This is a genomic window from Pseudomonas sp. HLG18 (assembly GCF_051903985.1).
Lineage (GTDB): Bacteria > Pseudomonadota > Gammaproteobacteria > Pseudomonadales > Pseudomonadaceae > Aquipseudomonas > Aquipseudomonas fluorescens_BT.
Genome location: NZ_CP195831.1, coordinates 4,805,218 through 4,831,561, shown reverse-complemented (window position 1 = coordinate 4,831,561; position 26,344 = coordinate 4,805,218). Strand labels below are relative to the sequence as shown.

The window sequence follows — 26,344 nt, the reverse complement described above, 5'->3', positions numbered from 1 at the left end:
CTTCACCGATAACAAGGAGAATTGGCATGACCAGCAACAACCCGCAAACCCGTGAGTGGCAAGCCCTCAGCAGCGAGCACCACTTGGCCCCGTTCAGCGACTTCAAGCAGCTGAAAGAAAAGGGTCCACGGATCATCACCAACGCCAAGGGCGTGTACCTGTGGGACAGCGAGGGCAACAAGATCCTCGATGGCATGGCGGGTCTGTGGTGTGTGGCGATCGGTTATGGGCGCGATGAGCTGGCCGATGCGGCCGCCAGGCAAATGCGCGAGCTGCCTTATTACAACCTGTTCTTCCAGACCGCCCACCCGCCGGCGCTGGAACTGGCCAAGGCCATCGCCGACGTGGCGCCGGAAGGCATGAACCACGTGTTCTTCACCGGTTCCGGCTCCGAAGGCAACGACACCATGCTGCGCATGGTTCGCCACTACTGGGCGATCAAGGGCCAGCCGAACAAGAAGGTCATCATCAGCCGCAAGAACGGCTACCACGGTTCCACCGTGGCCGGTGCGAGCCTCGGCGGCATGACTTATATGCACGAACAGGGCGACCTGCCGATTCCGGGCATCGTCCACATCGCCCAGCCTTACTGGTTCGCCGAAGGCGGCGACATGACCCCGGAAGAATTCGGGATCTGGGCGGCCAATCAACTGGAAGAGAAGATTCTGGAAGTCGGCGTGGACAACGTCGGCGCCTTCATTGCCGAGCCGATCCAGGGCGCCGGCGGCGTGATCATTCCGCCAGATACCTACTGGCCGCGCATCAAGGAAATCCTCGCCAAGTACGACATCCTGTTCGTGGCCGATGAAGTGATCTGCGGTTTCGGCCGTACCGGCGAATGGTTCGGCAGCGATTTCTACGACCTCAAGCCGCACATGATGACCATCGCCAAAGGCCTGACGTCCGGTTACATCCCGATGGGTGGCCTGATCGTGCGTGACGAAGTGGTGGCGGTGCTCAACGAGGGCGGCGATTTCAACCACGGTTTCACCTACTCCGGTCACCCGGTGGCGGCGGCGGTGGGTCTGGAAAACATCCGGATTCTGCGCGAAGAGAAAATCATCGAGCGCGTCCACGAAGAAACGGCACCGTATTTGCAGAAACGTCTGCGCGAGCTGAACGATCACCCGTTGGTGGGGGAAGTGCGCGGAGTCGGTCTGCTGGGGGCCATCGAGCTGGTGCAGGACAAGGCCACTCGCAAGCGTTACGAAGGCAAGGGTGTGGGCATGATCTGCCGCCAGTTCTGCTTCGACAACGGACTGATCATGCGCGCCGTGGGCGACACCATGATCATTGCGCCGCCGCTGGTGATCAGCAAGGCGGAGATCGATGAACTGGTGACCAAGGCACGCAAATGCCTGGACCTGACCCTCAGTGCATTGCAGGGCTAAGTGCTAGGCTCTGAGCGATGGAGCTGTTGCGCTGTCGCTCGGAGCAGTTGCAAAGGCTGGTCTTTTCTTGAAAGACCGCCTCGTATCTTGCCAGACTAGCCGCGGTTCCAGTTGTCCGGGTTCGGCCGCTGAACAAAGTGGTTCAAAAAAGAAAAATTTGGAGCATGACGCATGAAGGCATTAGGTAAAAAGCTTGCTGGCAAGACTCTTCTGGCCCTGTCCGTCGCGGGCATGATGGCGGGCGCGGTTCACGCGGACGACAAAGTGCTGCACGTCTACAACTGGTCTGACTACATCGCTCCGGACACCATCGCGAACTTCGAGAAAGAGTCGGGGATCAAGGTGGTCTACGACGTATTCGACTCCAACGAAACCCTGGAAGCCAAGCTGCTGGCGGGCAAGTCCGGCTACGACGTGGTCGTGCCGTCCAACAACTTCCTGGCCAAGCAGATCAAGGCCGGTGTGTACCAGGAACTGGATCGCTCCAAGCTGCCTAACTGGAAGAACCTCAACCAGGACCTGCTCAAGGCCGTATCGGTCAGCGACCCGGACAACAAGCACGCTTTCCCGTACATGTGGGGTTCGATCGGCATCGGCTACAACCCGGAGAAGGTCAAGGCTGCGCTGGGCGTCGACAAGATCGATTCCTGGGACGTACTGCTGAAGCCGGAAAACATCGCCAAGCTCAAGGGCTGCGGCGTGAGCTTCCTCGATTCGCCGACCGAAATGCTCCCGGTCGCGCTGCACTACCTGGGCCTGCCAACCGACTCCCAGAAGAAAGAAGACATCAAGAAAGCCGAGGATCTGTTCCTCAAGATTCGTCCTTCGATCACCTACTTCCACTCGTCCAAGTACATCTCGGACCTGGCCAACGGCAACATCTGCGTAGCGGTCGGCTACTCGGGTGACGTGCAGCAGGCCAAGTCCCGTGCCGCCGAGGCCGGTGACAAGGTGAAAGTCAGCTACGCCATTCCGAAGGAAGGCGCTGGCAGCTTCTTCGACATGGTCGCCATTCCCAAGGATGCCGAAAACGTTGAAGGCGCCTACAAGTTCATGACCTTCCTGCAGAAGCCTGAAGTCATGGCCAGCATCACCAACGCCGTACGTTTCCCGAACGGTAACGCTGCTGCAACAGCGCTGGTAGAGAAAGACATCACCAGTGATCCAGGCATCTACCCGCCAGCCGACGTGCAGGCCAAGCTGTATGCCATCGCCGATCTGCCGGCGGCGACCCAGCGTGAAATGACGCGCAGCTGGACCAAGATCAAATCCGGCAAATAAGCCGGTTTGAAGCCGCAACCGCTGGCCGTCGCCTTCACCAGGGCGGCCAGCGGTGCAATTAAATGACAGAAAGTTTTGCTGGAACGGTTTTTCGAAGGTAAGTTGCGCGCCGGTTTTGTTGCCGGGCAACCGTGACTGTCATGCAGCGCGGGGCAACTTGGGCCCAACTCAATCAGAGGACCTCCACTTGCCTATTTTTTCTTCTTTGCGCAATGCCCTGCTGGCCGCTGCCGGCCTGACGTTCGTTGTCGGTGCCCAGGCTGCCGGTACTGTGCATATTTATAACTGGTCGGATTACATCGGCGAGACCACCCTGGCCGATTTCCAGAAAGAAACCGGGATCAAACCGGTCTACGACGTGTTCGATTCCAACGAAACCCTGGAAGGCAAACTGCTTGCCGGGCGTACCGGTTACGATGTGGTCGTGCCGTCGAACCACTTCCTTGGCAAGCAGATCAAGGCGGGCGCGTTCCAGAAGCTCGACAAGGCGCAGCTGACGAACTACGCCAATCTCGACCCGGTGCTGCTCAAGCGCCTGGAACAGAACGACCCGGGCAACCAGTACGCCGTTCCGTACCTGTGGGGCACCAACGGCATCGGCTACAACGTCGATAAAGTGAAAGCCGTGCTCGGTGTCGACAAGATCGACTCCTGGAGCGTGCTGTTCGAACCCGAGAACATCAAGAAGCTGCACAGCTGCGGCGTGGCGTTCCTCGATTCGGCCGATGAAATGATGCCGACCGTGCTCAACTACATGGGCCTGAACGCCAACAGCACCAATCCCAAGGATTACGAAAAAGCCACGGCCAAATTGCTGGCGGTGCGTCCGTACGTGACCTACTTCCACTCCTCGAAATACATCGGTGATCTGGCCAACGGCGACATCTGTGTGGCCATCGGGTTCTCCGGCGATATCTTCCAGGCCAAGCATCGTGCCGAAGAAGCCAAGAAAGGCGTCAACATCGCCTACGCCATCCCGAAAGAGGGCGGCGCGCTCTGGTTCGACATGCTGGCGATTCCGAAGGATTCGGCCAACGTCAAAGAGGCCCACGCCTTCATCAACTATTTGCTGAAACCTGAGGTGATTGCCCAGGTCAGTGATTACGTCGGTTACGCCAACCCCAACCCGGGTTCGGACAAGCTGATGGAGCAGTCCATTCGCACCGACGAAGCGGTTTATCCACCGCAGGCCGTCCTCGACAAGACCTATGTGTCCATCGAGTTGCCACCGAATATTCAGCGTTTGATGACCCGTAGCTGGACCAAGGTCAAGTCGGGTAAATAACGCGCAAATCATCCTGGGTTCGTCTTGCGTGGGCGAACTGCACTCTTTTTTCTGGGAGTTTCGTAAATGGCAGTTGCCTCCGGCGCCTATAAGAAAGCCCTCGAGGGCGACCAGACACCGAAACAGGTGCTGGTTAAAATCGACCGGGTCACGAAGAAGTTCGACGAGACGGTTGCCGTGGACGATGTGTCCCTGGAAATCAAGAAGGGCGAGATCTTCGCCCTGCTCGGCGGTTCGGGATCGGGCAAATCCACTCTGCTGCGGATGCTGGCAGGGTTCGAACGGCCCACGGAGGGGCGCATTTTCCTCGACGGCGTCGACATCACCGACATGCCGCCGTACGAGCGACCGATCAACATGATGTTCCAGTCGTATGCCCTGTTCCCGCACATGACCGTGGCGCAGAACATCGCGTTCGGCCTCAAGCAGGACAAGATCCCGGCAGCCGAGATCGACGCCCGTGTGGCCGAGATGCTCAAACTGGTGCAGATGAGCCAGTACGCCAAGCGCAAGCCGCACCAGTTGTCCGGCGGTCAGCGTCAGCGTGTGGCACTCGCCCGTTCTCTGGCCAAGCGTCCGAAGCTGCTGCTGCTCGACGAGCCGATGGGCGCACTGGACAAGAAACTGCGTTCGCAGATGCAGCTGGAGCTGGTGGAAATCATCGAGCGTGTCGGCGTGACCTGCGTGATGGTGACCCACGACCAGGAAGAGGCCATGACCATGGCCGAGCGCATCGCGATCATGCATCTGGGCTGGATCGCCCAGATCGGCAGCCCGATCGACATCTACGAAACCCCGACCAGCCGTCTGGTCTGCGAATTCATCGGCAACGTGAACATCTTCGAAGGCGAAGTGATCGACGACGCCGAAGGTCACGCGACCATCACCTGCAAGGACCTCGACCGGCAGATCTACGTCGGCCACGGCATCAGCACCTCGGTGCAGGACAAGTCCGTGACCTACGCGATCCGTCCGGAAAAACTGCTGGTCACCGCCGAAATGCCGACCTGCGAATACAACTGGTCGAGCGGCAAGGTGCACGACATCGCTTACCTCGGCGGGCACTCGGTGTTCTACGTCGAACTGCCGAGCGGCAAACTGGTGCAGTCCTTCGTGGCCAACGCCGAACGCCGTGGCGCACGTCCGACCTGGGGCGATCAGGTCTACGTGTGGTGGGAAGACGACAGCGGCGTGGTACTTCGCTCATGAACATGCGCAAATTCAAACGCCGGCTCAATCGAATAATTCCCGGTGGCCGTCAGCTGGTCATCGGGGTTCCGTTCATCTGGCTGTTCCTGTTCTTCATGCTGCCGTTCTTCATCGTCCTGAAGATCAGCTTTGCTGAAGCGGACGTGGCCATCCCGCCGTACACCGAGATCTACACCTACGCCGAGCAGAAGCTGCAACTGCTGCTGAACCTGGGCAACTACGCGATGCTCGGCGACGACGAACTGTACATCTCGGCGTACCTCGGTTCGCTGAAAATGGCGTTCTTCAGCACGCTGCTGTGCCTGCTGATCGGCTACCCGATGGCCTACGCCATCGCCAGTGCCCGCAAGGAAGTGCAGACGGTGCTGGTGCTGCTGATCATGATGCCGACCTGGACCGCGATCCTGATCCGCGTCTATGCGTGGATGGGCATCCTCAGCAACAACGGCCTGCTCAACGGTTTCCTGATGAGCATGGGCTTGATCGACGAGCCGCTGCAGATCCTCAACACCAACCTGGCGGTGTACATCGGCGTCGTCTATTCGTACCTGCCGTTCATGATTCTGCCGCTGTACGCCAACCTGGTGAAGCACGACACCAGCCTGCTGGAGGCCGCGTCCGACCTGGGTTCGAGCACCTTCAACAGCTTCTGGAAAATCACTGTTCCGCTGTCCAAGAACGGCATCATCGCCGGCTGCATGCTGGTGTTCATCCCGGTGGTGGGCGAGTTCGTGATCCCGGAACTGCTCGGCGGTCCGGAAACCCTAATGATCGGTAAAGTGCTCTGGCAAGAGTTCTTCAACAACCGTGACTGGCCGGTGGCGTCCGCCCTGGCGGTGGTGATGCTGGCGATCCTGATCGTGCCGATCATCCTGTTCAACCGCAGTCAGGCCAAGGAAATGGAGGGTAAAGAATGAAGCGCTTCCGTTTCTCCAGCCTGATGCTGGTGCTCGGCCTGTTGTTCATCTACCTGCCGATGCTGATCCTGGTGATCTACTCGTTCAACGCCTCGAAACTGGTGACGGTGTGGGGCGGCTGGTCGATCAAGTGGTACGTCGGCCTGCTCGACAACACCCAACTGATGGGCTCGGTGGTGCGTTCGCTGGAAATCGCCTGCTACACCGCCGTCGCGGCGGTGGCGCTGGGTACGCTGGCGGCGTTCGTCCTGACCCGCATCACCCGGTTCAAGGGCCGCACGTTGTTCGGCGGCCTGGTCACCGCGCCGCTGGTGATGCCCGAGGTGATTACCGGTCTGTCGCTGTTGCTGCTGTTCGTGGCGATGGCGCAGATGATCGGCTGGCCGCAGGAGCGTGGCATCGTCACCATCTGGATCGCCCACACGACGTTCTGTGCGGCGTATGTGGCGGTGGTGGTGTCGGCGCGTCTGCGTGAGCTGGACCTGTCGATCGAAGAAGCGGCGATGGATCTGGGTGCGCGACCGTGGAAGGTATTTTTCCTGATCACCATCCCGATGATCGCGCCGTCGCTGGCGGCGGGCGGCATGATGTCGTTCGCCCTGTCGCTGGACGACCTGGTGCTGGCCAGCTTCGTCTCCGGCCCGGGTTCGACGACCCTGCCGATGGAAGTGTTCTCGGCGGTGCGTCTGGGCGTGAAGCCGGAGATCAACGCCGTGGCCAGCCTGATTCTGCTGGCGGTATCGCTGGTGACCTTCATGGTCTGGTTCTTCAGCCGCCGTGCCGAAGAAGCGCGCCGCAAGGCAATCCAGCAAGCCATCGAAGAAAGCGCTGCCGATTCGTGGAAGCAACCGGACGTGCGCCGGGCGCCGACGCCGGAAGCGGCTTAAGCCAGCGGGGTTGATCACAACTGTGTGATCAGCCCCATTCCCACAGTGTTTTGTGGTGATCAGGAAGTCCACGGAGAACTGCGGATGACCTCGACGAAGTTCATCGGCTTGAACCCCGGCACCTGATCTCTCAGCACATCGGTTTTCACATTGCCGAACGTGGTCTGCGGACGATGGCGCAAGCCATCGGCGAACGCGCAGATGATGCACTCCTTGAAGCCTTCGCCCCGTGGATGCGCATGCACCACCGCCTCACGCTGCACCGTGGTGAACGCCGCGTAGTCCATGCCCAGCACATCCATCTCGACACCCGCCGTCACCAGCGCCACGGTCGGACGCAGATGCTTCGGTACGCCCGGCGTGGTGTGCAGGGCGATCGACAGCCAGACCTGTTCGATGTCGTCATCGCTCAGCCCGTAAGGTTTGAGAAACGCCGCCGCGGCGTTGGCGCCATCGACTTCGAAACGCTCGTCATCGCTGCGGTGACCCTCGACCAGACCCAGATCGTGGAACATCGCGCCGACGTACAGCAGCTCCGGATCGTAGGCCAGTTGACGGCGCTCGCCGCTCAAGGCGCCGAACAGAAACACACGGCGCGAGTGGTGGTAAAGCAGGTCGGATTCGATGTCGCGAATGTACTCGGTGGTGGCCCGGGCGAGGGCGCTGTCGGGGATCCGGATACCGGCGATGGTCGTGGTCATGTTGAGCTTCCTCGTCGAAAACGCCGTCACGGCGCTGAGGGAGAAAGTCTGTTCCCGGGGGCAAGACCGGACAATCGATCCATGGCTGCGATCCTTGCCATTGCACCTGCAAATCGTGCCAGCTCGCTTCTGCTGCGTGGATTGGCTAGGGTTGGCGCTGATCCGCCATTCCCCCGGAGCCTTCATTGCCATGAACAAAACCGTCGCCATCGTGGTGTTCCCCGGCGTGCAGGCGCTGGACGTCAGCGGGCCGATGGACGTGTTCGCCGAGGCCAACCGCTTCCTGGCGCCGGAGGATCATTACCGGCTCGAAGTGATCGGCGTCGAGCGCGGGCCGATGCCGTGTTCCAACGGGCTGACCCTGAGTGCGCATCGGCATTTCAGCGAAGCGTCGCAGGCTTACGATTTGCTGCTGGTGGCGGGTGGGCCGCAGTTGCCGTTTCTGGATTTCGGCGAGACCTTTGATGCCTGGTTGCGCGAAGCCTGTGGGCGGGCGCGGCGTTTTGGCTCGATCTGCAACGGTGCGTTCATGCTCGCCCGTGCCGGGTTGCTGGACGGGCGCACGGTCACCACCCACTGGAACGACGCCGAGGCGCTGGCGCAGTTGTGCCCGTCGAGCCGGGTCGAGGCTGATCGGCTGTACGTCGAGGATGGCCAGCTCTACACCTCGGCGGGGGTGACGGCGGGGATCGATCTGTCGTTGTACCTGCTGGCGCGTGATTACGGGGCCGAGGTGGCGCTGAGTGTGGCCAAGCGGCTGGTGGTGTTCACCCAGCGCTCGGGCGGGCAGTCGCAGTTCAGTCCGTTCCTCACGCCCCACGCCGAACCGACGTCGGCGGTGGCGATGGTGCAGCTGTATGTGCTGGCCAATCTCACCGGCGACCTGACCATCGCCGACCTGGCGAAGGCGGCGAATATGAGTGCGCGGAATTTCTCCCGGGTGTTTGCTCGCGAAGCGAAAGTCACCCCGGCGGAATTCGTCGAACGGGCGCGGGTGGATGCGGCGCGGGTGATGCTCGAAAGCACCACGGCGCCGCTGAAGACCGTCGCGTATCAATGCGGGTTTCGCGATGCGCAACATATGCGCAGCGTGTTCAACCGGCGGTTGGGGGTGACGCCGCAGCAGTTTCGGCTGAATTTTGCGGCGATGGTTTGAGCGGTGATCGGCTTTGGATCGCCACCCCTCACCCCAGCCCTCTCCCTGTATGTACCGGATACATGGTGGACAGGTGTTCGGAGACATGGTGGACACTTTTAAATAGACACATTGCTCATCGCGAAGGAGATGGCCTGTGTCTTGGGAAGAGGTGTCTACCGTGCAGCTACGTACAGAATTCGTGCTTTTGGCTCGGCAAGAAGGGGCCAATGTTCGGCAGCTTTGCCGTCGATTCAACATCAGCCCAAGCACTGCCTACAAATGGCTCAGCAGGTTTGAAAAATCAGGGGCCGAGGGGCTGAACAATCAGTCACGACGACCGAAGACGTCCCCCAAACGTTGTGCTGACGAGGTGGAGAAGCAGATTCTGATCGTGAGTCAGGAGTACGCGGCTTGGGGCGCTCGCAAGCTCAAACGCGTGCTGGAAGACAAAGGTTTAGCGATGCCTTCCGTCAGTACTGTGCATGCAGTTTTACAGCGTCATTCGCGCGTTGATCCAAAGGCTGCTGAGATCAAACCGTTTATCCGGTTCGAGCATGAAGCGCCCAACGATCTCTGGCAGATGGACTTCAAGGGCCATTTCAGCCTGAGTCAGGGCGTTGCCATCCATTGACGATACTGGACGATCACTCGCGGTTTTCGATGTGTATCGCCGCGTGCGCCAATGAGCAGCGTGACACCGTCCAGGAGCATCTAATCCGGGTCTTTCGGCGTTACGGCTTGCCTTTGCGCATAACGATGGACAACGGTTCGCCCTGGGGTGACCAGACTGGGGTTTATACCGCGCTGGAAGTCTGGCTGATGGGTCAGGGCATCAAGGTAGGTCACTCCCGGCCTTATCATCCGCAGACCCAGGGAAAACTGGAGCGTTTCCACCGCAGCCTGAAGAGTGAAGTGCTGCAAGGTCGGCACTTCACGGACCTCAACAGCGCACAACAGGCATTTGATATCTGGCGTGATGTCTACAACCAGAAACGTCCTCATCAAGCGCTGGATATGCAGGTGCCGGCGACTCGCTACAGCAGCAGCCCTCGGGAGTATCAGGAGCAGCAAATGGCGCCGGAATACGCCGACGGAGATGTGGTCAGAAAGGTCCAGGTGAAGGGCGAGATTTACTGGAGGAACCGTGAATACTCAATCGGAAAAGCATTTCACGGGCTGTCGATAGCGATCAGGGAAACAGCGGAGGATGGCATCCACGATGTCTACTGGAGTAGACATCGTATCGCCCGAATCGACTTGAACTTGCAGATTGTTACGGCAGGTAAGAGGATCTAAAAACCGTCCACCATGTCTCCGAACATGTGTTCACCATGTCTCCGGTACATACACTCCCGGAGGGAGAGGGGGCCGATTGGGGGATGTTGGAGAGATACGCCGACCTGAACGATCTGCTGTGAATCCATAATCGACTCCGATCTTTCAGGTCGACGTATGACGCAAGACACCTCGGTCGGCTCCCTCTCCCTCCGGGCGGTCCGACGTTTCGGGAGGGCTGGGGTGAGGGCGGCTTTTAAGGCTCTGTACGTTTGGGCAAGAGTTTCAAGGTACTGCGCGTATTCGCCGTCACCTCCTCATCACTGAAATGCGCCTGCACATACAGCCCGTCCACATAGGCTTCCGCCTGATCGTCATAGTGGCTGTCGAACGGCACGCCGCTCTGGCCGACCGGGTTGATGGTCAGGCTGTGAGCGGGATCTGCGAAGTCCACCAGCCGCCGCGTCGACGGCCCGTAGGTCACCGGCCATGGCGCCGGGCCGATCTTCGCCGAGAGGTTGTTCGGCACTTCATGGGAGCCCGGTGCTGCGAACGGACCGACGTTGAAAATGCGATCCAGCGGTTTCTGCTGGCCCAGCGGATGACCATGGGTCAGGGTGTGGGCCTTGCCCCATTGCCAGCCGGAAGCATCGTCGCCGAGGGTCTGCTTCAGGTGCGCCATGCTCGCCTGCCACGCGGTGCGCACGGTGTCGGCACGGGTCTCTTTGCCTGGCGTGTTGCGGTTGTCCCACCACGGTGAGTCGGCGTTGGCTGCCAGCCGCGGCAACGCTGCATCGAGCACGCGGGTCGACAGCAGGGTCTCGAACATGTCGTTGCCCAGCTCATCGCGCATCGCCGCGTCGGCCAGGTCGTAGAGGAACTGGTTGAACACCGTCGCACTGACCGAGTCCAGCGGATAGTCGCCTTGCCACTGCGCCAGTTGCTCGACCAGTTTCAGCTGCGCCGGATCGGTCACCACTTCACGCAACACCGACAGCAACGGCGCCAGCACGCGCGGGCCATAACCGGTGGTGGTGCCCAGTTGCAGCTTCTGGTTGGCGTCGTTGTCCCACTTCACATTCTTGTCGGCGAGCTGGCGGTTGAGTTGCTGGCCACGGTCGGCGAGGTTGTAGTAACCGGGAATCTCCATGCCGGTCGGCGACACGGGCTGGAAGTTGGCCGAGACGATATACCCCCGCGTCGGGTTCTCCTCCTGCGGGTTGGCACTGAACGGGAAGTAGCCGTCCTTGTCCGCCTGATTGCCGCTGCCATCGAGGATGAACTCGGGTTTGACCCCGGCCGGGCGCTTGGGCAGCAGCGCCGAAGCCCACCAGGCGATATCGCCCTTGGCATTGGCGTAGACGATGTTCAATCCCGGTGCCTGCACCTTGGCCGCAGCGGTGCGGGCCTTGGCCAGCGTGTCGGCGCGGTTGAGCTGGTAGAAACCTTCAAGGATCGGGTTCGGCGTTTCGAGGAACGCCCACCACATGGCAATCGGGGTTTTTCCGGCGGCTGTACCGAGGGCATCGTTGACGATCGGCCCGTGGGGCGACCGGCGCAGGGTGAGGGTCACCGGCGCCTGGCCTTTCACGGCGATCTGCTGCTCGGTGCTGACCATGTCGGTCCACTGGCCGTGGTACCAGACCTGATTCGGATTGTCCGGATTGACCTTCTCGGCGATCAGGTCCAGGTCATCGTTCTGGAACATGGTCAGGCTCCAGCCGAAATCCAGGTTGTGCCCCAGAAACGCAAACGGCACCAGCGCCTGATGATGACCATAGAGTTCAAAACCCGGCGCCGACAACTGCGCTTCGTACCACACCGACGGCACCGAAAAACGGATGTGCGGGTCACCGGCCAACAATGCCTTGCCGCCCTTGCTGCGACTGCCGGCGATCACCCAGGCGTTGCTGCCTTCGAACTGCGGCAGGCCGTTGTCGATCAGCGCCTGTTCGCTGAGGCGGGCGAGGGCGTTCAAATCCTTCCAGTCTTCGGCAGCCAGTGGCGGTGTGGTGCTGGCGCGGCCCTTGGCGAGCACACCCTTGGGCTGCCAGTCGAGATCAAACACGTTGAGGTAATCGGCCCCCAGTTGATCGCGCACATAGGTCAGCAGCGGTTCGGTGCGAAACGCGGCGGCAAAGCTGTAGGCCATGTAGCCGGCGACACTGATGCTGTCTTCCGCGGTGAACGGCCGCTTGGGGATGCCCAGCACGTCGAACTCGACCGGGGCGGCGTGTGAGTCCTGATATTGATTGATGCCGTCCAGATAGGCTTGCAGGGCCTTCCACGCCGGTGACTGTTTGTCGAGGCCGGCCACGTAACTGGCGGCGCGTTCACGAATGCGCAGGCTGCGAAACAGTTTGTCGGTGTCGAGCAGTTTCGGTCCGAGCACTTCGGCCAGTTCGCCCCGGGCCAGACGGCGCATGGCTTCCATCTGGAACAGTCGGTCCTGGGCGTGCACATAACCGAGTGCGCGATAGAGGTCGGTTTCGTTTTCGGCACGGATGTGCGGCACGCCGCGTTCGTCGTAACGCACGGTCACCGAGCCTTGCAGGTTGCGCAACTCCACCTGGCCCTGACGCGTCGGTTGCTTGCTGTATACGTACCAGCCGGCGGCGGCGAGCAGTGCAACGATGAGCAAGGCAAGAACGGTGAAGACGCGTTTCATGGTGACTCCTTGTGCATTCGGGGTTGCCGCCCGTGCGGGCTGCAAACAATTAGCACACGCCTCGTGTGCTGCGCATCGCCGTCCTTGAAATGTCCGGAATGCCTTACTTCGTCTGCGTCGGCCACGGACAGTAGCAACCGACCGCCAGCGTATGGGTCGCATTGACCGGACGATCATCACTCAACGCTTGCAGGATCGGTTCGATAAAGCTGTTGCTGGAGTTGCACGTCAGGCCTTCGCTGTAGGGGCCGAAGTACGCCAGTCTGCCGCTGCGATCCCAGATCGCCACGGCCGGGCTCGCGGGAATCTGTTCGGAGCCGGGCAGCACCGCGATGGTCTTGAGGTTGCTGAGGGTGGCGGGCAACTGGCCGTGGCTGCCGGCCTTCTGCACCGCGAAGAACTCGACGCCCTTGGGGCCGAACTGTTCGACCATCTCGGTCAGGTGCTGCTGATTGCCGACGTTGCACGGGCAGGCCGGGTCCCAGAAGTGCACCAGGCGGATATTGCCGGGGCCGGCGAGGTCGTCGGGCAGACGCAGCGGATCGCCGGAAAACACCGCGGTGTGTTCGCTGAAGGCCCGCAGATAGCGGCCCTGAAACCAGTCGTACGCGGCCCACAGCACGCCGGCACACACGATGGCGAGCAGGCTGGCAAACAGTGCGGTGCGGTAGGGCGAACGCATGGCTTTGGATCCTCAAGAGCGCGCTAGCTTGCCATGCTTGCTCCTACAGATGAATATCGCAGGCCGATAAAGTCCGTTTAACGTATTGGAATTGCCCATGTCTGCTGCCTTCGATCCCGATCATCTGCGTGCGAGCCTCAAGCCTCTGGCCGAGTGGCAGCCGTTGTCCGAGGAGGCGAAGGCGTATCAGCGGTTCTACAAGACCGACTTTCCGGAGCGCGATGTCTGGCGCGGCATGGGCCGGTTCGACATCGATGGCTATGAGCTCGTAAGCCATTGCTGGTGGCCGGCGCAAACGGCCAGGGCCACGCTGTTTCTGGTGCACGGGTTTTATGACCACACCGGCCTCTACCGGCATGTGATCGAATGGGCGCTGGATATGGGATTTGCGGTGATTGCCTGCGATTTGCCGGGGCATGGTCTGTCGAGCGGGCCGCGTGCGAGCATCCGCGATTTCTCGGAATATCAAGATGCGCTGCAAGGCCTGTTCGCCGAGGCGCGCTCGATTGCGTTGCCGCAGCCGTGGCACTTGTGCGGGCAAAGCACCGGTGGGGCGATCATTGTCGATCACGTGCTCAATCATGGTGAAAACAGCCCGGCCCAGGGGCAGCTGATTCTGTTGGCGCCGTTGGTGCGTCCGCGTGCCTGGGGTTGGTCGCAGTTCAGTTATTACCTGTTGCGCCCCTTCGTCAGGGGCATCGCCCGGCGTTTCAGCGAGAACTCCAACGACCCGGACTTCCTGCCGTTCCTGCAGGCCGATCCGTTGCAGCCAAAACGCTTGCCGACCGCGTGGGTCGGGGCGTTGTCGCGCTGGATCAAACGGGTGGAATACGCGAAGAAGAGCCCGCGTCGGCCGCTGATCGTTCAGGGCCAGGCAGACATGACCGTGGACTGGCAGCACAACCTGCAAGTATTGAAGTGGAAATTCGACCGGCCGCAGATTCTGTTGCTGGCCGAGGCGCGGCATCACCTGGCCAATGAGACGGCGGAAATGCGCGAGGAGTATTTCGAGTTCTTGAGCAAGCGGATCAAGGGCCGCAACCCCTAGTGATCCTGATGGCCCTTTCGCGAGCAAGCCCGCTCCCACATTTAACCGTATTCATCCAGCATCAACTCGGTCGAATGTGGGAGCGGGCTTGCTCGCGAAGGCGGTCAGTCAGGCCGTAAAGATTACTGGCTGAGGTTCGAGGTGCTTTGCCCCACGGCCAGCCCGGCGCGGATCGCTGCCAGCGCGGCCTGATAGTAGGCCTTGCCTTCGGTGGATTCGGCAAAGGTCGCGAACTCTTCCAGCTCTTCATCCGACAGGTCGCGATAGACGTACAGCAGCGTGTTGTTCAGGTCGGCGCCGATCTGATCCATCAGGCGCTGGCGTTGACCGTTCAACATGCCCTGGGCCTGACCGCCACCGAGCAGGCCGGGAATCATCGAGCTCAAACTGTCCGCCGCCACGCCGGCAATCGCCAGGCTGACTTCGGCACCGGCTTCACGGGCGGGCAGGGCCTGGGCGAGGTGGCCGATGATCAGCAGGCGACTGTCGCTGGCCGGCATCTTCGGCAGGCCCTTGGCGTTTTTCGCCAATTGATCGCGACGGGTCGCCAACAGTTCGGCGGCGACGATCTTCTTGCCCAGCGGTGACTGAAAGAACGACAGGGCCGGCTGCGGATCGGCGAGGTTCTTGCGCAGTTGCGCTTCGGCGCGCCGGTCCACGGCCTGGGGCGCGAAGCGCTGATTGCTGTTGTTCACCAGCGCCTGAAACACCGCCGGCGGCAAGCTGCTTTGGTAACGCTGTTGCGCGGCACTCAGGGCGTCGTTGAAATGCGCGCGTTGTTCTGGCCAGCCGGCGACCTTGTACAACTGGTCGTGGCCGTCCGCCCAGGCGGGCAAAACGCAGAACATCAACAGTGAAAAAAGCAAACGGCGCATAGGGACTCCTGTCGGCAGCGGACTATTCTCCGTGCGGTGCCAGTACTTGTCGAGAATTCGTATCAAGCCGCCGCGTGGCTCTGTCGGAATTCTTGCCGCAGGCATACTATGCGCGCCATGCAAATATCCTCTGAACACCCGCTGCTGTTACGTATCGTCGACGACCTGGCCGAGCGTGGCTGGTCGCAGCAGAACATATTCCTGCCTGCGGATCTGACCCGCGCGCTGGCCGCCGAGTGCCGTAAACGTGAGGCCGAAGGTGAACTGGCACCGGCGGGCGTCGGACGCGGGCCGTTTTCGGAGGTCCGCGAGGGCATTCGCGGCGACCATATCCAATGGATCGATCCCGGTCAGGCCGAGGCCAGCGACCGTTATCTGAACCTGATGGACAGCCTGCGCGAGGCGCTCAATCGCGGACTGTTCCTGGGGCTGGAAGACTTCGAATGCCATTTCGCCCTGTACCCGCCGGGTGCGTTCTATCGCAAGCATGTCGATCGCTTTCGCGACGATGACCGGCGCATGGTCTCGGCGGTGATCTACCTCAATGACGGCTGGCTGCCGGAAGACGGCGGGCAGTTGCGCATGTATCTGGAGAATGATCGCGTCCATGACGTGCAACCAACGGGCGGTTGTCTGGTGGTGTTTCTCTCCGGCGAAGTCCCTCACGAAGTGTTGCCAGCCAACCGTGAGCGGCTGTCGCTGACAGGCTGGTTCCGCCGCCGTGGCAACGAGCCGTTCTGAGATGCACAAGATTCTTGTGAGCCGCTGCCTGCTGGGCCATCGCGTGCGTTACGACGGTGGGGCCAGCGGGCCGTTCGATCTGCTGGAGCAGTGGATCAGCGAAGGGCGCGTAGTGCCGCTGTGCCCGGAAGTCGCCGGTGGTTTGCCGACGCCACGGGCGGCGGCAGAAATTCCGGGCGGGCAGGGCAGCGAAGTGCTGGACGGGCTCGCCTCGGTGATCACCACCGAGGGCGAAGACGTCAGTGCGCAGTTTCTCGACGGTGCGCGGCAGGCGCTGGCGTTGGTGCAAAAGCATGGGATTCGGGTGGCGGTGCTCAAGGCCAACAGCCCTTCGTGCGGCAATCTGTTGACCTATGACGGGACGTTCAGTGGGGTGAAGGTGAGTGGCGAGGGCGTTACCGCCGCGTTGCTCAAGCGTCATGGCGTGCAGGTCTTCAGCGAACTGGAACTGCCCGAAGCCGCACAGGCCCTCAGCTTGCTCGACTAGTCACGATCACTTCAGTTTTCCGCAGCCGGCGCACTCAACCACTTCTTCGACAACGCCTCCAACCGCCCATCCGCCTTGATCCGCTGCAAGGCATTCTCCAGGCTCGCGTGAAACGCCGGGTTGCCCTTCTGAAACGGAATCGCCAGATCCACCGGCGGGCCGACCTTCGGCTTTTCTTCCGTCAGCGTCTGCACCAGCACCAGCGGCCGAGGCTGCTCGTCCTTTTTCGCCAGCAATTGCGAATTGACCTGCGTGTAAGGCTCGCTCACGTCGAAACGATCCTTGAGTTCCGGGGTCAGTGCTATGTGGTTGAGCGCGACGTCGTACTTGCCGCTTTCAACGCCCTGGAGCAGATCGGCTTCGTCCGTGACGATGAAGTCGGCGCGTACATCCAGCTCGTTGGCCAGCAGTTGCCCAAGCTCGACCTCGAACCCCGTGAGTGTGTCACCATCCTTGAAATTGAAGGGCGGTGTATTAGCCTCCAGGGCTATGCGCAACTCGCCACGGTCGTTGACGTCATCAATCAGTTCGGCGTGAGCCAGAGGGCTCAGAAGGGGTAGCAGGCAGATCAGGCCAGGCAGAAAACGCATGGTCACTCCTTTGAAATCATTGTCGCGGCCTGTTTTCCAGGCTCGCTTTGCTATGGTTGTCGAGTGCCTTCGACAACGAATGGTCATGAAGTTGTCATGACCGTGCCGATTTTACGGAAAAACTGGAGAAGAAAATGAAAAGCTTTATGTCACGTGCAGCGTTGGCCGGTGTGCTGATGGGTGTTTCGGTACTGGCCAGTGCGGCCACACCGGCACCGAAGGGCGCCGAAGTGTTCATCGTTTCTCCCGAGGACGGAGCCACGGTTCCGCAGACCTTCACGGTCAAGTTCGGTGTAAAGGACATCGCGCTGGCACCGGCCGGTGACGTCACCAAGAATACTGGTCATCACCATCTGCTGATCGATGCCAAGGAAATCGTGCCGGCCGGTTCCGTCGTGCCGACCGACGCCAACCACATGCACTTCGGCAAGGCGCAGACCCAGGCCGAGATCAAACTCGCACCGGGCGAGCACACCTTGCAACTGGAGCTGGGTGACAGCGGCCACATGGCCTTCGATCCGCCGATCGTGTCGAAGAAAATCACCGTCAACGTCAAATGACGTTTCCGCGTGCATGAAAAAGGGAGCCTCGAGGGGCTCCCTTTTTTGTCGCTCAACGCTTGATCAGAACAGCACGCGGCTACGGATGGTGCCGTTGACGTGTTGCAGCTTCTCTTGCGCCAGCTCCGAGTACTCGGCGTCGACGTCGATCACCACGTAACCGACCTTCTCGTTGGTCTGCAGGAACTGACCGGAGATGTTGATGCCGTTTTCGGCGAAGACCTTGTTGATCTCGCTCATCACACCCGGGATGTTCTCGTGGATGTGCAGCAGGCGGTGCTTGCCAGGGTGAGCCGGCAGGGCCACTTCCGGGAAGTTCACGGACGATACCGACGTACCGTTGTCGCTGTACTTGACCAGTTTCTCTGCCACTTCCAGACCGATGTTGGCCTGCGCTTCAGCGGTGGAACCGCCGATGTGCGGGGTCAGGATCACGTTGTCCAGGCCACGCAGCGGGCTTTCGAATTCTTCATCGTTGGAGCGCGGCTCGACCGGGAACACGTCGATGGCGGCGCCGATCAGGTGCTTGTCCTTGATCGCAGCGGCCAGGTGATCCAGCTCGACCACGGTGCCGCGTGCAGCGTTGATCAGGATGCCGCCCTTCTTGATGGCGCGGATTTCCTTCTCGCCGATCATCCACTGGGTCGCAGCGGTTTCCGGGACGTGCAGGGTGACGATGTCGGACATGCCCAGCAGTTCGTGCAGGTTGCCGACCTGGGTCGCGTTGCCCAGGGGCAGCTTGGTCACGGTGTCGTAGAAGAACACCTGCATGCCCAGACCTTCGGCCAGGACCGACAGCTGAGTACCGATCGAGCCATAGCCGACGATGCCCAGTTTCTTGCCACGGATCTCGAAGGAGTTGGCTGCGGACTTGATCCAGCCGCCACGGTGGCAGGAAGCGTTTTTCTCAGGGATGCCGCGCAGCAGCAGGATCGCTTCGGCCAGCACCAGCTCGGCCACGGAGCGGGTGTTGGAGTACGGCGCGTTGAACACGGCGATGCCGCGCTCGCGGGCGGCACTCAGGTCGACCTGGTTGGTGCCGATGCAGAAACAGCCGACTGCCACCAGCTTCTTCGCGTGATCGAAGATTTCTTCGGTCAGTTGGGTGCGCGAGCGAATGCCGATGAAGTGAGCGTCAGCGATCTTTTCCTTGAGCTGGTCTTCCGGCAGGGAGCCAGTCAGGTATTCGATGCTGGTGTAGCCCGCCGCCTTGAGGACGTCGACAGCCGATTGGTGGACGCCTTCGAGAAGAAGGAACTTGATCTTGCTCTTATCGAGAGAAGTCTTGCTCATCTGCGTAAACCTGTATCCCGGAGAAAAATGGCAGGAAATGGTCAACAGACATTGACCTGGACGACAAGAAAGCCGTCACCGCAGAACCGGCCTTGGGCACTGGCCTGCGGGGTCGGTATGCTAGCATAGCCGCCCCGCTAAACACTCATTCCTGCGACGTGAAGCGTTCTCAGGATGACCATGAATTGTTCGAGAGTTCCGTCGATGACCAATCCTGTCCTGATTGATGAACTGAAGACCCTGGTCGAGCCTGGCAAGGTCCTGACCGATGCCGACTCCCTGAACGCTTACGGCAAGGACTGGACCAAGCACTTCGCCCCGGCGCCCAGCGCCATCGTGTTCCCCAAGACCATCGAACAGGTGCAGGCCGTCGTCCGCTGGGCCAACGAACATAAAGTGGCGCTGGTGCCGTCGGGCGGGCGCACCGGACTTTCCGCCGCGGCCGTGGCCGCCAATGGCGAAGTGGTGGTGTCGTTCGACTACATGAACCAGATTCTCGACATCAACCTCACCGACCGTACCGCTGTGTGCCAGCCGGGCGTGGTCACCGAGCAACTGCAGAATGCTGCCGAAGAACATGACCTGTACTACCCGGTCGACTTCGCTTCGGCTGGTTCGAGTCAGATTGGCGGCAATATCGGCACCAATGCCGGCGGGATCAAGGTCATTCGCTACGGCATGACCCGCAATTGGGTCGCAGGCATGAAAGTGGTGACCGGCAAGGGCGATGTGCTGGAACTCAACAAAGACCTGATCAAGAACGCCACCGGTTATGACCTGCGACAGCTGTTCATCGGCGCCGAAGGCACCCTCGGTTTCGTGGTCGAAGCCACCATGCGCCTGGATCGTGCGCCGAAAAACCTGACCGCGATGGTCCTCGGCACCGCCGATTTCGATTCGATCATGCCGGTGCTGCACGCCTTCCAGGGCAAGCTCGACCTGACCGCGTTCGAATTCTTCTCCGACAAGGCCCTGGCCAAGGTCATGGGCCGTGGCGATGTCCCGGCCCCGTTCGAGACCGATTGCCCGTTCTACGCCTTGCTGGAATTCGAGGCGACCACCGAAGAAGTGGCCAACAGCGCCCTGGAAACCTTCGAGCATTGCGTGGAACAGGGCTGGGTACTGGACGGCGTGATGAGCCAGAGCGAAACCCAGTTGCAGAACCTGTGGAAGTTGCGCGAGTACATCTCCGAAACCATCTCCCACTGGACGCCGTACAAGAACGATATCTCGGTGACCGTCTCGAAAGTTCCGGCATTCCTGCGAGAAATTGACGCGATCGTCGGCGAACACTATCCGGACTTCGAAATCGTCTGGTTCGGTCACATCGGCGACGGCAACCTGCACCTGAACATCCTCAAACCGGACAACCTGAGCAAGGACGAGTTTTTCGCCAAGTGCGCCACCGTCAATAAGTGGGTGTTCGAAACCGTCGAGAAGTACAACGGTTCGATTTCTGCCGAACACGGCGTGGGCATGACCAAGCGCGACTACTTGACCTACAGCCGCTCGCCGGTCGAAATCGAATACATGAAAGCGGTCAAGGCGGTGTTCGACCCGAACGGCATCATGAACCCGGGCAAGATTTTCGCGGTTTGATTGGCAATCCCTGATGAATCAATGAAGGCAGGAGTCGGTAATGAGCTATCAGCACCAGTATGTCGACGGTACGCGGATTCATTTTCCGCTGGGGAAAGTGGTGTGCATCGGCCGTAACTACGCCGAACACGCCAAGGAACTGGACAACCCGGTCCCTACCGAGCCGCTGCTGTTCATCAAGCCGGGCAGTTGTGTGGTGCCGCTGGAAGGCGGTTTCAGCATTCCCACCGAGCGTGGCTCCGTGCATTACGAAGCGGAAATCGCTGTATTGATCGGCAAGCCCCTGTCGACCAAACCGAGTCGTGAAGAAGTGCTGGACGCCATCTCCGGTTTTGCTCCGGCACTGGACCTGACCCTGCGCGACAAGCAGGCCGAACTCAAGTCCAAGGGCCTGCCGTGGGAAATCGCCAAGTCGTTCGACGGCGCGGCGGTCATTGCACCGTTCGTGGTTGGCAGCACATTCCCTGACCTGACCGACATCGGCATCCGCCTGACCATCAATGGCGAAGTGCGCCAGGACGGCAACAGCAGCGCGATGCTCAACCCGATCGTACCGATGATCCAGCACATGGCCGGCTGCTTCTCGTTGCAGGCCGGTGACGTGATCCTGACCGGCACGCCGGTGGGCGTGGGGCCGCTGAACGTCGGCGATGACATTGTGCTGGAACTGCCGGGCGCAAGCCGATTCACCAGCAGCGTGCGCTGACTGCAACACTTGGAAAAAACTGTGGGAGCAGGCTCGCTCCCACAGTTGTTTTGTGTTGCGGCTCTCAAAGGCATAAGGCAATCCCGCCATTTGCCGTTTTTTTCACATTTTGTCCGGATAATTCCGGTCATCCTGGCGTCTGAGCCGGCCTCCTTGTGCTATTACCCATAGCCTGAATTTTCGGAACGCGTCCTCTGATGTCATCTCAAACTCCGCTCACCCCTGCCCGTCGTTCACGTTTCGCCCTGCGCTGGTATTACTGGCTGTTGCTGGTGGTCGCTGCCGCTTACGGTCTGGCGCATGCCATGCATTGGGATGACCGGGGCCTGCTGTGGGTGCGCGAGCGCTTCGAAACGCCGGCCGAACGTACGGCGAGCATCTGGCTGCCCGACTATCGCGTGGTGATTGATGCCAAGCTGTTGCCGGGCATGGAAAAGGACGAGGCCTCGGACGTCTCCTACGACTCGCAGAGCAAGACCCTGTTTTCGGTGATGGGCAAGAACCCGTTCCTGGTCGAACTGACCTTGCAGGGCGACGTGTTGCGCAAGATGCCGCTGGTGGGCTGGAGCAACCCGGAAGGCGTGACCGTGCTGGGCAACGGCCTGCTGGCTATCGTCGATGAGCGCGAGCACATTCTGTCCATCGTCAAGGTCGACGCCGCGACCCGCGAATTGAAGCGCGACGATTTCCCGAAATACGACCTCGGCCCGTCGAAGGACCAGAACAAGGCCTTCGAAGCGATTGCCTGGGACCCGCGCAATCACCAGTTGTTGCTGGGCGAAGAGCGTCCACCGGCGTTGTTCATCTGGAAGAGCGACGGCAGCCAGACCCTCTCCGGCGACAAGCAGAAGCTGGCGAACGACGAGCTGGACATCCGCAACCTCTCGGCGCTGGCGGTCGATCCGCGTACCGGCCATACCCTGGTGCTGTCCGCTGATTCACACCTGCTGCTGGAGTTGGACGAGAAGGGCGAACAAGTCAGCTTCATGACTCTGCTCGGCGGTTTCAACGGCCTGAAGAAAACCATTCCCCGCGCCGAAGGCGTGACCATGGACGAGCAGGGCACGCTGTACATGGTCAGTGAGCCGAACCTGTTCTATCGCTTCGAAAAGCAGAAATAACCGGCCTGCCGCCGCAAGGTTGTCGTGCGGGGCAAGTGGCCTTTAAGCTTCGATTCAGACAGGCGTGATATTTCATCCGCCTGTTTTGATCCCGAGCACAACCCGCATGCGTCGACTTGCCCGTCCCAAGCCTCTTCTGATCATCCTTTCGGTGATTGCCCTGATCGTATTGATTGCGATCGGCCAATACCTGCGTCTGTTCGAGCGCGCCTGGTTCAACCTGCAAAGTCACTGGCAGCCCCACAGCATTGAGGCGATCAATCTGGATCAGTATCGAGTGGGCATCGAGGCTCGGGTCATCGAGGGGCTGAACGATGACGTCTCCGCGCTGACCTACGACCCGGTGCGCAAGAGCCTGTTCACTGTCACCAACAAGAATGCCGAGCTGATCGAGCTGTCGCTTGAGGGGCGGATACTGCGCCGTGTCGCGCTGATCGGTTTCGGCGATGCGGAGGCGGTCGAGTTCATCAGTGCCGACACTTACGTGATCACCGACGAGCGCCAGCAGCGTCTGATCAAGATTCATCTGGAGCACGACACCACGTTCCTCGATGCGGCGGACGCCGAGCAGATGACGCTCGGCGTGCACATGAGCGGCAACAAGGGTTTCGAAGGTCTGGCTTACGACTCAGTGGGCAAGCGCCTGTTCGTGGCCAAGGAACGCGATCCGATGCTGATCTACGAGGTGCACGGTTTTCCGCACTTCAACCCGGAAAAGTCTTACGCAGTGCATGTGATCAACAACCCCAAGCGCGACGCCGGAATGTTCGTGCGCGATCTGTCGAGCCTGCAATACGACGAGCGCAGCGGTCATCTGCTGGCGCTGTCGGACGAGTCACGGCTGATTCTGGAGCTGGATGTGGACGGGCGCCCGTTGAGCACGATGTCGTTGCGCGGTGGCCGGCAAGGACTGAAGAAAACCGTGCCGCAGGCGGAAGGTATCGCGATGGATGACGACGGGACGTTGTATCTGGTGAGCGAGCCGAATCTGTTTTATGTCTTCAGAAAGCCTGCGCAGAACTGACATTCTTCTTTGACCCCCTGTGAGAGCGGGCAGGCTCCCACAGGATCTTGAGGCTTACTCGGCCTTCAGGGTTTTCACGCCTTCGCTGGTACCCAGCAACAGCAGATCCGCCGGGCGCGCCGCGAACAAGCCGTTGGTGACCACGCCGACGATCGCATTGATCTGTGCTTCCAGCTCCACCGGGTTGGTGATCTGCAGGTTGTGCACGTCGAGGATGATGTTGCCGTTGTCGGTCAGCACGCCTTCGCGGTAGACCGGGTCGCCGCCCAGTTTCACCAGTTGGCGGGCCACGTGGCTGCGGGCCATCGGGATCACTTCCACCGGCAGCGGGAATGCGCCGAGCACCGGCACCAGTTTGCTGCCGTCGGCGATGCAGATGAAGGTCTTGGCCACGGCCGCGACGATCTTCTCGCGGGTCAGGGCTGCGCCGCCGCCCTTGATCAGGTTCAGGTGCGCGTCGCTTTCGTCGGCGCCGTCGATGTAGAACTCCAGGTCGCTGACCGTGTTCAGCTCATACACCGGAATGCCGTGGCCCTTGAGGCGCGCAGCGGTGGCTTCGGAACTGGCGACGGCGCCATCGAACGCGCCCTTGTGCTGGGCCAGGGCGTCAATGAAGCAGTTGGCGGTGGAGCCGGTGCCGACGCCGACGATGCTCTTGTCGTCGAGTTTCGGAAGGATGAAGTCGACGGCGGCCTGGGCCACGGCCTGTTTGAGTTGATCCTGGGTCATGCGGGCTCCGGAAGCGGGCAAGGTAAGAACGGAAAGGCCGGCATTATAGCCTCAAGCCGGGCTAAAACCTCTGGATTCGTGTGGTCGTGCGCCCGAAAGCCGGGTTAGACTCGTTGGCCCTGCCCAACCCGCTCAGTGATGCTTTCCGATGCTCGAACAGTACGTCAAGAAGATCCTCACCTCGCGCGTTTATGACGTTGCCGTAGAAACCCCGCTGCAGAACGCTCGCCAGCTCTCCGAGCGGCTGGGCAACGACATCTGGCTCAAGCGCGAAGACTTGCAGCCGGTGTTCTCGTTCAAGATTCGCGGCGCCTACAACAAGCTGACCCAGTTGAGCGACGCAGAACGCGCTCGCGGCGTGGTCACCGCGTCGGCGGGCAACCATGCGCAGGGTCTGGCCCTGGCGGCGAAAGTGCTGGGCGTGAAGGCGACTATCGTGATGCCCAAGACCACCCCGGAGATCAAGGTCGAAGGCGTGCGTTCCCGTGGCGGCAAAGTGGTGCTGCACGGCGATTCTTTCCCGGAAGCACTGGCCTATTCGCTGAAACTGGTCGATGAAAAAGGCTACGTCTACATCCACCCGTACGACGATCCGCACACCATTGCCGGGCAGGGCACCGTGGCGATGGAAATCCTGCGCCAGCACCCGCAGCCACTGGACGCGATTTTCGTCCCGGTGGGCGGCGGCGGCCTGATCGCCGGTATCGCGGCCTACGTGAAATACCTGCGTCCGGACATCAAGGTCATCGGCGTTGAGCCCGACGACTCCAATTGCCTGCAAGCGGCGATGGCGGCGGGCGAGCGCGTCGTGCTGCCGACCGTGGGCATTTTCGCCGACGGCGTGGCGGTGGCGCAGATCGGCCAGCACACGTTCGATATCTGCAAGGATTACGTCGATGAAGTGATCACCGTCAGCACCGACGAAATCTGCGCGGCGATCAAGGACATCTACGACGATACCCGTTCGATCACCGAGCCTGCCGGTGCACTGGGCGTGGCGGGGATCAAGAAGTATGTCGAGCAGCGCGGCGTCAGCGGCAAGACCTTCGTCGCCATCGACTCCGGGGCCAACGTCAACTTCGACCGTTTGCGCCACGTCGCCGAGCGCGCCGAGTTGGGTGAAGGCCGTGAAGCGATCATCGCCGTGACCATCCCGGAGAAGGCCGGCAGCTTCAAGGCGTTCTGCGAAGCCATCGGCAAGCGCCAGATCACCGAATTCAACTATCGCTACAACAATGGCAGCGAAGCGCACATCTTCGTCGGGGTGCAGACCCACCCGGACAACGACCCGCGCAGCGCACTGCTGGCGAGCCTGACCGAACAGGGTTTCCCGGTGCTCGACCTGACCGACAACGAACTGGCCAAGCTGCACATCCGCCACATGGTCGGCGGGCGCGCGGCGCAGGTGGTCGATGAAGTGGTGCTGCGCTTCGAGTTCCCGGAGCGTCCGGGCGCGCTGTTCAACTTCCTCAACAAGCTCGGCGGGCGCTGGAACATCTCGATGTTCCACTACCGCAACCACGGCGCGGCGGACGGTCGTGTGGTCGCCGGTCTGCAAGTGCCTCACGAGGAGCGTCACCTGGTTCCCGCAGCGCTGGCGCAAATCGGCTACCCGTACTGGGACGAAAGCGACAACCCGGCCTATCAGCTGTTTCTTGGCTGAGCGGCTACGCTGATGGGCAGGCCATAAGGAAATTCGACAATGGAAACATTAACTGCCCTGAAAACGGCGCACATGGTCGCCACCGTGGTTTTGCTGGCGGGTGCGCTGGGGCTGGGCGTCTGGGTTTTCCTGGCCCGGCGCAGGGGGGATGCGACGGCGGGCAGCCGCACGTTGCAGCGGCCGCGGGTGTTTGTCTGGCTGCTGATGGGGTTGGCGCTGCTGAGCATGCCGTTTACCGGCTGGTGGATGGTGCATCTGGTGGGCTGGCCGTTGGGGCAGACCTGGATTCTGGCCTCCAGCGTGCTGTACACCGTGTCGGCGCTGGCGTGGTTCTGGCTGCTGGTGCGCTTGAACCGCTTGCGCAAGACGCCGGGTGGCGTCGGCCGGTTCAGCTTTGCCCTGGCGCTGTTCAGTTTTGTCTGCTTTGTCGCGATTGCCGGATTGATGGGCGCCAAACCGGTTTGAGGCCCGGCG

At 61.0% G+C, this 26,344-nt stretch carries 24 protein-coding genes and 1 pseudogene; 18 read left to right on the top strand and 7 right to left on the bottom strand.

Annotated features, from left to right (window positions below; all coding sequences use genetic code 11):
- The first annotated feature begins 26 nt into the window (after nt 1-26).
- The 6 genes from ACSPX5_RS22270 (at nt 27) to ACSPX5_RS22245 (ending at nt 6,970) form a co-directional block, all read left to right on the top strand.
- Nucleotides 27-1,391: an aspartate aminotransferase family protein gene (locus tag ACSPX5_RS22270; RefSeq protein WP_439820275.1), complete on the top strand. Its 1,365-nt coding sequence runs from the start codon at nt 27-29 to the stop codon at nt 1,389-1,391.
- A gap of 171 nt (nt 1,392-1,562) precedes the next feature.
- Complete coding sequence (locus ACSPX5_RS22265; protein ID WP_169432365.1) at nt 1,563-2,672, top strand: polyamine ABC transporter substrate-binding protein; 1,110 nt, start codon at nt 1,563-1,565, stop codon at nt 2,670-2,672.
- A gap of 187 nt (nt 2,673-2,859) precedes the next feature.
- Nucleotides 2,860-3,957 carry a polyamine ABC transporter substrate-binding protein gene (locus ACSPX5_RS22260; protein ID WP_323159736.1) on the top strand — a complete coding sequence of 366 codons (1,098 nt, stop codon included), beginning with the start codon at nt 2,860-2,862 and terminating at the stop codon, nt 3,955-3,957.
- A gap of 66 nt (nt 3,958-4,023) precedes the next feature.
- Nucleotides 4,024-5,166, top strand: a complete 1,143-nt coding sequence (locus tag ACSPX5_RS22255) for an ABC transporter ATP-binding protein (protein WP_169432363.1) — start codon at nt 4,024-4,026, stop codon at nt 5,164-5,166.
- Between the two features lie 35 nt (nt 5,167-5,201).
- The gene (locus ACSPX5_RS22250) at nt 5,202-6,083 is read left to right on the top strand and encodes an ABC transporter permease subunit (protein WP_170931574.1); all 882 of its coding nucleotides are present in this window, start codon (nt 5,202-5,204) and stop codon (nt 6,081-6,083) included.
- The gene (locus tag ACSPX5_RS22245) at nt 6,080-6,970 is read left to right on the top strand and encodes an ABC transporter permease subunit (RefSeq protein ID WP_169432362.1); all 891 of its coding nucleotides are present in this window, start codon (nt 6,080-6,082) and stop codon (nt 6,968-6,970) included. Before ACSPX5_RS22250 ends, ACSPX5_RS22245 begins: the two co-directional genes overlap by 4 nt.
- Before the next feature lie 59 nt (nt 6,971-7,029).
- On the opposite strand, the gene ACSPX5_RS22240 is transcribed toward ACSPX5_RS22245, so the two are convergent.
- Nucleotides 7,030-7,671 carry an HD domain-containing protein gene (locus tag ACSPX5_RS22240; RefSeq protein ID WP_323159737.1) on the bottom strand — a complete coding sequence of 214 codons (642 nt, stop codon included), beginning with the start codon at nt 7,669-7,671 and terminating at the stop codon, nt 7,030-7,032.
- A 190-nt stretch (nt 7,672-7,861) separates the two neighbouring features.
- On the opposite strand from ACSPX5_RS22240, the gene ACSPX5_RS22235 reads away from it, so the two are divergent.
- Both ACSPX5_RS22235 and ACSPX5_RS22230 read left to right on the top strand, forming a co-directional pair.
- Nucleotides 7,862-8,827 carry a GlxA family transcriptional regulator gene (locus ACSPX5_RS22235; RefSeq protein ID WP_439820274.1) on the top strand — a complete coding sequence of 322 codons (966 nt, stop codon included), beginning with the start codon at nt 7,862-7,864 and terminating at the stop codon, nt 8,825-8,827.
- Between the two features lie 136 nt (nt 8,828-8,963).
- Nucleotides 8,964-10,105, top strand: a pseudogene (locus ACSPX5_RS22230) (IS481 family transposase).
- A 235-nt stretch (nt 10,106-10,340) separates the two neighbouring features.
- Here ACSPX5_RS22230 and ACSPX5_RS22225 read toward each other — a convergent pair.
- Complete coding sequence (locus ACSPX5_RS22225; RefSeq protein ID WP_439820273.1) at nt 10,341-12,752, bottom strand: penicillin acylase family protein; 2,412 nt, start codon at nt 12,750-12,752, stop codon at nt 10,341-10,343.
- Nucleotides 12,753-12,855: 103 nt separating this feature from the next.
- Complete coding sequence (locus tag ACSPX5_RS22220) at nt 12,856-13,434, bottom strand: DUF6436 domain-containing protein (protein WP_169432358.1); 579 nt, start codon at nt 13,432-13,434, stop codon at nt 12,856-12,858.
- 97 nt (nt 13,435-13,531) lie between these two features.
- Between ACSPX5_RS22220 and ACSPX5_RS22215 the strand changes: the two genes are divergently transcribed.
- Complete coding sequence (locus ACSPX5_RS22215) at nt 13,532-14,482, top strand: alpha/beta hydrolase (RefSeq protein WP_439820272.1); 951 nt, start codon at nt 13,532-13,534, stop codon at nt 14,480-14,482.
- A 122-nt stretch (nt 14,483-14,604) separates the two neighbouring features.
- On the opposite strand, the gene ACSPX5_RS22210 is transcribed toward ACSPX5_RS22215, so the two are convergent.
- Nucleotides 14,605-15,357, bottom strand: a complete 753-nt coding sequence (locus tag ACSPX5_RS22210) for a DUF2059 domain-containing protein (protein ID WP_169432356.1) — start codon at nt 15,355-15,357, stop codon at nt 14,605-14,607.
- A gap of 108 nt (nt 15,358-15,465) precedes the next feature.
- On the opposite strand from ACSPX5_RS22210, the gene ACSPX5_RS22205 reads away from it, so the two are divergent.
- Nucleotides 15,466-16,098 carry a 2OG-Fe(II) oxygenase gene (locus tag ACSPX5_RS22205; RefSeq protein ID WP_169432355.1) on the top strand — a complete coding sequence of 211 codons (633 nt, stop codon included), beginning with the start codon at nt 15,466-15,468 and terminating at the stop codon, nt 16,096-16,098.
- A gap of 1 nt (nt 16,099) precedes the next feature.
- A complete protein-coding gene (locus ACSPX5_RS22200) occupies nt 16,100-16,585 on the top strand; it encodes a DUF523 domain-containing protein (protein ID WP_439820271.1) in 486 nt (161 codons plus the stop codon).
- 11 nt (nt 16,586-16,596) lie between these two features.
- Here ACSPX5_RS22200 and ACSPX5_RS22195 read toward each other — a convergent pair whose 3' ends face one another.
- A complete protein-coding gene (locus ACSPX5_RS22195; RefSeq protein ID WP_439820270.1) occupies nt 16,597-17,175 on the bottom strand; it encodes a transporter substrate-binding domain-containing protein in 579 nt (192 codons plus the stop codon).
- 134 nt (nt 17,176-17,309) lie between these two features.
- Between ACSPX5_RS22195 and ACSPX5_RS22190 the strand changes: the two genes are divergently transcribed.
- Nucleotides 17,310-17,735, top strand: a complete 426-nt coding sequence (locus ACSPX5_RS22190) for a DUF4399 domain-containing protein (RefSeq protein ID WP_207863825.1) — start codon at nt 17,310-17,312, stop codon at nt 17,733-17,735.
- 63 nt (nt 17,736-17,798) lie between these two features.
- Here ACSPX5_RS22190 and serA read toward each other — a convergent pair whose 3' ends face one another.
- Nucleotides 17,799-19,028 (bottom strand): phosphoglycerate dehydrogenase, encoded by a 1,230-nt coding sequence (serA, locus tag ACSPX5_RS22185; RefSeq protein ID WP_169432351.1) that lies wholly within the window; start codon nt 19,026-19,028, stop codon nt 17,799-17,801.
- 204 nt (nt 19,029-19,232) lie between these two features.
- On the opposite strand from serA, the gene ACSPX5_RS22180 reads away from it, so the two are divergent.
- The 4 genes from ACSPX5_RS22180 to ACSPX5_RS22165 all read left to right on the top strand — a co-directional run bounded on the left by ACSPX5_RS22180 (nt 19,233) and on the right by ACSPX5_RS22165 (nt 23,478).
- On the top strand, nt 19,233-20,627 hold the full coding sequence (locus ACSPX5_RS22180) for an FAD-binding oxidoreductase (RefSeq protein ID WP_323159741.1): 1,395 nt from the start codon (nt 19,233-19,235) through the stop codon (nt 20,625-20,627).
- Between the two features lie 40 nt (nt 20,628-20,667).
- A complete protein-coding gene (locus ACSPX5_RS22175) occupies nt 20,668-21,333 on the top strand; it encodes a fumarylacetoacetate hydrolase family protein (RefSeq protein WP_169432349.1) in 666 nt (221 codons plus the stop codon).
- Between the two features lie 197 nt (nt 21,334-21,530).
- Nucleotides 21,531-22,454, top strand: a complete 924-nt coding sequence (locus tag ACSPX5_RS22170) for an SdiA-regulated domain-containing protein (RefSeq protein ID WP_207863822.1) — start codon at nt 21,531-21,533, stop codon at nt 22,452-22,454.
- Nucleotides 22,455-22,560: 106 nt separating this feature from the next.
- Nucleotides 22,561-23,478, top strand: a complete 918-nt coding sequence (locus tag ACSPX5_RS22165; protein WP_439820269.1) for an SdiA-regulated domain-containing protein — start codon at nt 22,561-22,563, stop codon at nt 23,476-23,478.
- Nucleotides 23,479-23,532: 54 nt separating this feature from the next.
- Here the strand turns inward: ACSPX5_RS22165 and rpiA are convergent, their stop codons facing one another.
- Nucleotides 23,533-24,207: a ribose-5-phosphate isomerase RpiA gene (gene rpiA / locus ACSPX5_RS22160; RefSeq protein ID WP_169432346.1), complete on the bottom strand. Its 675-nt coding sequence runs from the start codon at nt 24,205-24,207 to the stop codon at nt 23,533-23,535.
- A gap of 148 nt (nt 24,208-24,355) precedes the next feature.
- On the opposite strand from rpiA, the gene ilvA reads away from it, so the two are divergent.
- Nucleotides 24,356-25,870 (top strand): threonine ammonia-lyase, biosynthetic, encoded by a 1,515-nt coding sequence (gene ilvA / locus ACSPX5_RS22155; RefSeq protein WP_169432345.1) that lies wholly within the window; start codon nt 24,356-24,358, stop codon nt 25,868-25,870.
- Nucleotides 25,871-25,909: 39 nt separating this feature from the next.
- Nucleotides 25,910-26,335, top strand: coding sequence for a DUF2269 domain-containing protein (locus ACSPX5_RS22150; RefSeq protein WP_439820268.1), 426 nt, complete (start codon nt 25,910-25,912; stop codon nt 26,333-26,335).
- The last annotated feature ends 9 nt before the right edge of the window (nt 26,336-26,344 follow it).

Coding starts and splice junctions, on each gene's coding strand:
- ACSPX5_RS22220 (WP_169432358.1), bottom strand. CDS start 13,434: ATGCGTTCGCCCTACCGCACCGCACTGTTTGCCAGCCTGCTCGCCATC.
- ACSPX5_RS22190 (WP_207863825.1), top strand. CDS start 17,310: ATGAAAAGCTTTATGTCACGTGCAGCGTTGGCCGGTGTGCTGATGGGT.
- ACSPX5_RS22195 (WP_439820270.1), bottom strand. CDS start 17,175: ATGCGTTTTCTGCCTGGCCTGATCTGCCTGCTACCCCTTCTGAGCCCT.
- ACSPX5_RS22215 (WP_439820272.1), top strand. CDS start 13,532: ATGTCTGCTGCCTTCGATCCCGATCATCTGCGTGCGAGCCTCAAGCCT.
- serA (WP_169432351.1), bottom strand. CDS start 19,028: ATGAGCAAGACTTCTCTCGATAAGAGCAAGATCAAGTTCCTTCTTCTC.
- ACSPX5_RS22170 (WP_207863822.1), top strand. CDS start 21,531: ATGTCATCTCAAACTCCGCTCACCCCTGCCCGTCGTTCACGTTTCGCC.
- ACSPX5_RS22240 (WP_323159737.1), bottom strand. CDS start 7,671: ATGACCACGACCATCGCCGGTATCCGGATCCCCGACAGCGCCCTCGCC.
- rpiA (WP_169432346.1), bottom strand. CDS start 24,207: ATGACCCAGGATCAACTCAAACAGGCCGTGGCCCAGGCCGCCGTCGAC.
- ACSPX5_RS22210 (WP_169432356.1), bottom strand. CDS start 15,357: ATGCGCCGTTTGCTTTTTTCACTGTTGATGTTCTGCGTTTTGCCCGCC.
- ACSPX5_RS22175 (WP_169432349.1), top strand. CDS start 20,668: ATGAGCTATCAGCACCAGTATGTCGACGGTACGCGGATTCATTTTCCG.
- ACSPX5_RS22225 (WP_439820273.1), bottom strand. CDS start 12,752: ATGAAACGCGTCTTCACCGTTCTTGCCTTGCTCATCGTTGCACTGCTC.
- ACSPX5_RS22265 (WP_169432365.1), top strand. CDS start 1,563: ATGAAGGCATTAGGTAAAAAGCTTGCTGGCAAGACTCTTCTGGCCCTG.
- ACSPX5_RS22165 (WP_439820269.1), top strand. CDS start 22,561: ATGCGTCGACTTGCCCGTCCCAAGCCTCTTCTGATCATCCTTTCGGTG.
- ACSPX5_RS22255 (WP_169432363.1), top strand. CDS start 4,024: ATGGCAGTTGCCTCCGGCGCCTATAAGAAAGCCCTCGAGGGCGACCAG.
- ACSPX5_RS22205 (WP_169432355.1), top strand. CDS start 15,466: ATGCGCGCCATGCAAATATCCTCTGAACACCCGCTGCTGTTACGTATC.
- ilvA (WP_169432345.1), top strand. CDS start 24,356: ATGCTCGAACAGTACGTCAAGAAGATCCTCACCTCGCGCGTTTATGAC.
- ACSPX5_RS22200 (WP_439820271.1), top strand. CDS start 16,100: ATGCACAAGATTCTTGTGAGCCGCTGCCTGCTGGGCCATCGCGTGCGT.
- ACSPX5_RS22150 (WP_439820268.1), top strand. CDS start 25,910: ATGGAAACATTAACTGCCCTGAAAACGGCGCACATGGTCGCCACCGTG.
- ACSPX5_RS22245 (WP_169432362.1), top strand. CDS start 6,080: ATGAAGCGCTTCCGTTTCTCCAGCCTGATGCTGGTGCTCGGCCTGTTG.
- ACSPX5_RS22180 (WP_323159741.1), top strand. CDS start 19,233: ATGACCAATCCTGTCCTGATTGATGAACTGAAGACCCTGGTCGAGCCT.
- ACSPX5_RS22270 (WP_439820275.1), top strand. CDS start 27: ATGACCAGCAACAACCCGCAAACCCGTGAGTGGCAAGCCCTCAGCAGC.
- ACSPX5_RS22235 (WP_439820274.1), top strand. CDS start 7,862: ATGAACAAAACCGTCGCCATCGTGGTGTTCCCCGGCGTGCAGGCGCTG.